Origin of the sequence: Nitrosopumilus sp. b1, assembly GCF_014078545.1 — an archaeon.
GTDB lineage: Archaea > Thermoproteota > Nitrososphaeria > Nitrososphaerales > Nitrosopumilaceae > PXYB01.
Genome location: NZ_MU078722.1, coordinates 1 through 6,654 on the forward strand (window position 1 = coordinate 1; position 6,654 = coordinate 6,654).

Annotated in this window: 1 protein-coding gene; it reads left to right on the forward strand. The window is 37.9% G+C overall.

The annotated features are described in order from the left end of the window. A partial coding sequence (locus C6988_RS05675) for a LamG domain-containing protein (RefSeq protein ID WP_182134101.1) occupies window positions 1-6,654 on the forward strand: 6,654 nt, incomplete at both ends.

The window sequence follows — 6,654 nt, forward strand, 5'->3', positions numbered from 1 at the left end:
ACCATCCCAGTCAACGGCACAACCATCCCAGTCAACGGCACAACCATCCCAGTCAACGGCACAGAACCAACTGAACCAGTTATTGTGCCAAATGCAACAAACTCATGGAAATTCAGCAACAATGTCAATGGATCAAGCTTTGTTGGAACCGTAAGTATAGGAAAAGACGGAATTAACGGCACTTCAATTGAGTTAACAGGCGATGGATACTTTACAGATGCATCAAATCTTACCAGCATTTCAAATGTCACAATTGCAGCATGGCTCAAGCCAAACTACACAAAAGGATCTTCTGAATTAACAATAATCAGTAAAGAGAACGTCTTTAGCCTAACATTAAACAACAACATCAATCCTATACATGTTGCAACATTTTCTGTCTTTGATGGCATAAAATGGCATTCTGTTCAAAGCAACTCTACATTAGGCCAAAATTGGTCCCATATTGCTACAACATACGATGGAGATACATTACTGCTTTATCTCAATGGAACTCTAGACTCCAGCTATACCATTGAAAAGCCAAAACCATCACCAGGCACTTTACAATCAAATTATGACGAAAACAAAGAGAAATCAAATGATAAAAAAGACTCACCAATATCTATTGGTGCAACAGTAGACAACAAACGCAGTAAAGACGCATCAGCAAAGAAGTTCTCAGGATCTATTGATGATGTAAGAATCTATGATCTAGTACTCTCTGCTCAACAAATCTATGAAATTTACATCAAATCATTGCCACAAATCAAAATTACAAACGTCACAACCGGTCAATCTGATAAAAAAGACATCATTGATATGGAAAAGATCGACCTAATTGAGGAAATTCAACAACAAAACACCACAAAATCAATATCTAATATGACAAATACAACATCAAATGTTCTAGTTCTAAACACAACTGAATCATTTATTCCAATAAAAGATCCAAAACTAAACGAAAATCTTGAAAAGATCACCATCTCATCATGGGTAAACCCAATTTACAAGGGCGCTGCAACAAAACTAACAGTTGTTGGTAAACACAACTCATTTGATCTCTCAATCAACAACATCATCGAACCTAAACATATTGCATCAATTTCTATATTTGATGGCATCACTTGGTCAACCCTAGAGGGTGTCACACCAATTGAGGAGGGCAGCTGGACGCATCTTGCAGCAGTAATTAACAAAACAACCATCACACTATATGTCAACGGCACTGCAGAATCAACCAAAACACTCTCTGATACATTCTCAACTACGGGTGGATTACTTGAAATAGTTGATGCAAAGATTGCCAGCACAGATTCAGATGTTGTAGTTGGTGCTTATGTTGACATTACACGTGAGAAACCAAGCATCAAAAACAAATTCTCTGGTTTTATAGATGATGTACTAATCTACAAAGAAGCATTATCTCAAGAACAGATTCAAGAGATCTTTTATGATTACACCAAGACTGATGTAATAGGACCAAAAGCACCAGTAGAATTCGGATTTATCCTTACAATGTCTGATGAATTAAGATTAATTCTTCACACAAATGAAGAAGACGAATCTGAGGACACCTACATAATTTCACGAGGAATTGGAATCACTGATCTTGTTACACTAGTATTAAGTGGCAATTACTCTGATACTTCTGAAACACTCGCTTTGGATACCCTGGGATTAGTTGACCTTTTGGAGATCACACTTGATTCAGCAAAATCAAACCAAACAATTCATGAATTACTTGAATCCGTATCAATTTCTGATGTCTTAATCGTAACAAAACTAGAGAATAACACAAACTATTCTGAAATTCTAGGATTCAAAGATGAACTATCATTAAGTGTATCCTGGACAAATCCACGACCAGAAAGCAGCTTAGGAGTATATGACTCAGTAGAGCTTTCATTAGTGAATGCAACCGAATCTTTCCAATTCTCTGAAATTGAAGCAAGAATATTATCACTAGAAAACTCTACTGAGAGACTTTATGATCAGTTAATTGAGATCGAATCAAACAATAATCTTACAGAATCTGAAGAATTTGAATTATCTTCAATCGAATTAGAACTTGAATCAATCGAGGAAGATATCGACAAGGCATACACAAAACTTCTTGATATCAACTTTAACTCAACTTCATCTGAGCAAGAAATTCAAGAGCTAATTGAGGATATTACTGAAATCGAGTTCCATATTGTATCACTTGAAGAACAATTATCAAGATTCCTCGGTGATTCTCTGGGATTTGTGAAATTAGATGAAACATTGGGAATATATGACTCCATTCTGCCAACAACAAATCACGTTGATGAGCAAGAACCTACATTCAACTTTGATGATCCAAATATCATTCTTAATGAGAGAGGACGAGACTATCACAAAGTAGAATATGCTAACGGTACTGGAATTGTAACACTTGGTTTGCCTGAATGGATTGAAGATCCAGAAACTGGAGAATTTGTTGACCACATTGTAAGTGAGACTTCGGATGAAATTATTGTAGACTCTATGCAGGCACCATTTAGTTTTGATAAAAACGACTGTTCAATCTCAATTTATGAACAAGGTTTGATGCGTGAGAATCCAAATCTTCCAGAGGCAGTTGAGAAAAACTATTGGATGGTAAAAGAAAAGTATGGTAACCAAGACTGGATGGACTCACCACAAAACTTTGTAGAATGTAACGTATCAAAGACTGAAAACGCAACAGGTGTATTCATCAGTGCATTAAGAGAGGATAATCAAGGTAAATTCCTAACAATTTACGGCAAGAGAATTGATGAACCTGTAGAGGCATTTTTGTACTATACAAACAAGGATCAAAACAAGACTGATGCTAAGTATGGATTCGTCTCCATTCTTGAAGGTGTAAACACAGAAGAGATTGATCTAGAAGATGAGACAGTAGTAAATGATGAAGTGCTGGATGACTCTGATAGAAGAATTCAGGCACTCAAGGAATCTGTGAAATCACAAAAGGATACAATAAAGAACAAACTCAAAGATGTTAGGGAATCAATCAGAAACCTAAAAGAATTAGATCAAAAAGAGTCTGCCAAAGAACTAAAAGATTATCTTAAAAGTCTAAAACAAAACGAAAAATTAGAGAAATTAAAGAACAACTGGAAGTCTGAAGAAATTCTTCTCAAGAGTGATGACAAAATCCCACTTAACTATGACTTTTCAAAAGCAATGAAAGAGTTTTCCAAAGTCAGCATTGAGAAGAAAGACAGAAAACTACGAACAGTGATTGAATTCTTGGACACTGAGGTAGTAAAACCTGGCGAAACCTCCTTTTTGGATCCTACCTTTGGATTCACTTCAGGTACTGTAAGAACAGTAAAGACTGCTACCTCTACTGGAAGCACTTGTTCTACAACGATTACTACAATCACAACTGTTAGCCCATTGGTCTTTGTACCAAAAACAAACCCAGCTGCTTCATGTCAGCGTGTTTCAGTAGAGTGGGATATTACATCAATTCCAGATGATGCCATTCCCACAAATGTTACAGCAAGATGGAGTAGTGCATCAAGTACTGATGAAAGAGAGATTAATTGGAAATCAATTGAGGTGCAACCATCTTCAATCCTTGGCAACCCAACAGCATCATGGGCTGATATCAAAAACGGTACATCATTTCTTAACCAATCTTCTGTTGCAGCACCCTTTACAGACAAATTGGCAAAATTAGGTCTGGAGGGATCCAATGCTGCAAATGACTTGAAGGCAAATCTTGTGTCTAACTGGTGGGCAGTTGGATTGCATCTAAATGATGAAAGCAGAGACAACAAGAACCATGGAAATACAGTAACCACTTCTAACTTCCAACTACAAGTCCAATACCGACGAACTGCCATACTATCAGACAATCTTGGAATAAAAGATACTGTAAAGTTAATTGTTTCTCAAAAGACATTATCTGAAAAATTAGGATTTAATGACGTTTTTACAACTTCAAAAAATATTTCACTAAATGAAAAATTAGGATTTAGAGATCTTGCTGATGCATACAACTCTAGTCATGACTTTAGAACACAATCTGATTGTACTATAATTCCTAATGCAGCAACATCAGCTACCATTACAGAAGGTATTGATTACCAAATTGTTGGAAGTGATGCTTTTATCAAGATAGTAAACAGCAGAACTACTGGTAACGGAAGAACTTCTGGAGGTAATACTCAAAATCTCAATGATTTCACTACCTACATTAGTAATCCATCCAACATTGGCACTTCCGTTAACTTTGTTCGCGATGGTACCACTAATGATAACCGAGTATGTTGGGAGATTGTAGAGTATATTGGTCCAGCCAATGGTCCAAACGAGTTTAAAGTTCGTGATACAGGTTCTTTACAATATCTTAGCTCACAAACCTCAATTAATACTGGTACCATTTCTGGAATTCTAGATGATGATGATGTTGTTGTGTTTGTTACTGGTCAAGATGGCCACGAAACATCAAATGATGATTGGGAAGCAGTACATACAACTTCAGAATGGATTGGCAGTACAACAGGGGCTTCATTTACTAGAGGTTCATCAGAGAGTGATAACAACCATGTATCATATGCTGTTGTAGAGTTTACCGGTGGTCAATGGAAGATTCAACGTGCAGAGCACACCTATACTTCTGCTGGAACAACAGAGACTGAGAGCATCACTGCAGTAAATGATCTATCAAGGGCATTCTTGCATGTTCAACATAGGGTTGGTTCTGATTCTTCTGGACTAGATGAACAGGGAGCTGAAGTGTGGTTATCTGCTACAAACACTGTAAGCTTTGAATTAGAAAGTGGCGCATCCACCCCAAGTGATATCACATCAGTAGCATGGGTAATTGAGAACACACAAACTGCTGGTGAGGTAATGAATGTTCAGCACATTTCAGGTTCAAGATCTGGTGGTAGTGATGAGGATGTCTTTACTGAGACTATCACAACAGTTGACGGATTAGATACAACATCAATTATGGGTGAAACTGCCCGTTCTAGCGGAGGTGGAAAAGCTTACCCAAGAGGTGCAATTGCACTTGAACTAACTGCAACAAATACTGTTACTCTTTATCGTTCTGATAGTGGTCAAACTCAAACCTATAGATTTGATGTAGTAGAATGGCCAACCAAATTTGGTGAAACAGTATTTCTAGAAGAAAAACTCGGCATTAAAGAGGGTACCGTCAATGCATTTCTATCCACTAAAAAACTAAGTGAAAATATCGGATTCTCCGATAGCATTGATACTATATCTGGTAAATTTACCGCTTTAACAGAAAGACTTGGTCTGCAAGACATTATCAACAATCAATTCTCAAAGATCATCTTCACTGAGAATCTAGGACTGCGAAACCCTGTTGTGGATGTGTTTGACCCAACTAATGATTTCAAAATACAGCGAGGATGTAGTGTGATACCTGCCAGTTCATCATCTGTAACTATAACTGCAGGTTCAGATTATGCTGCTCCATCTGGAGATGCATTTGTTAGAATTGTCAGCACTAGACTGACAGGTAACGGACCAACATCTGGAGGTGGAACACATGCACCAGCAAACTTTACTGCAATTATTAGTAACCCATCCAACCTTGGAACCTCTATTGACTTTACAAGACCAATCACTCCTGTACCAGGCAGTGATGACAGAATCTGTTGGGAGATTATAGAGTATCAGGGTGATCCAAATGGAGGCTCTGAAATCAAGGTGCGTGAAGTTGGAACTGTTACATATGGTTTAGGCGACAAGGTTGTAACTGCAACCGATTTGTCATCACTAGTTTCAGACAACTCTGATGTAGTTGTATTCATAACTGGCCAAAACTCACGTGATGTTGATTCCTCTACAACTGATTGGAACACTGGATTATCAACTGCTGAATGGAATACTGTTACTGATCCAGGAAAAGCAACTTTCACTAGAGGAGAATCAGGAAGTGACCTAAATGATATCTCATATGCTATAGTAGAGTTTACAGGCTCTCAATGGAAGATTCAACGTGCAGAACACACCTATACTTCTGCTGGAACAACAGAGACTGAAAGCATTACTGCAGTAAATGATCTATCAAGAGCATTCTTACATGTTCAACACAGAGCTGGAGATGGTTTATCTGGACTAGATGAGCAGGGAGCCCAAGTATGGCTATCTGCTACAAACACTGTAAGCTTTGAATTAGAAAGCAGTGCATCCACCCCAAGTGATATCACATCAGTTGCATGGGTAGTTGAGAATACACAAACTATTGGTGATGTAATGAATGTCCAGCACATTTCAGGTTCAAGATCAGCAGGAGGCCCTGAAGAAGACTCATTTACCGAATCAATTACTAGTGTGGGTTCGCCTAAACTTGCTTCAATTATGGGTGAAACTGCTAGTTCTACTGGAAGCGGAACAGCATATCCAAGAGGTTCAATTGCACTTGAATTGTCCGATAGCAATACCGTTACACTATACCGTTCTGATTCAGGACAAACTCAAACCTATAGATTTGATGTGGTAACATGGCCAAACAGTGATCTAAAATTCACGGCAATTACAGAAAATCTTGGATTTAGCGATAACTTCAGACGCTCTGGCATCTCACTTACAGAGAACTTAGGTCTCAACGACAACTTCAGACAAGCAACAGTATCTTTGACAGAGAACCTAGGATTACAGGATAACTTCAGACAA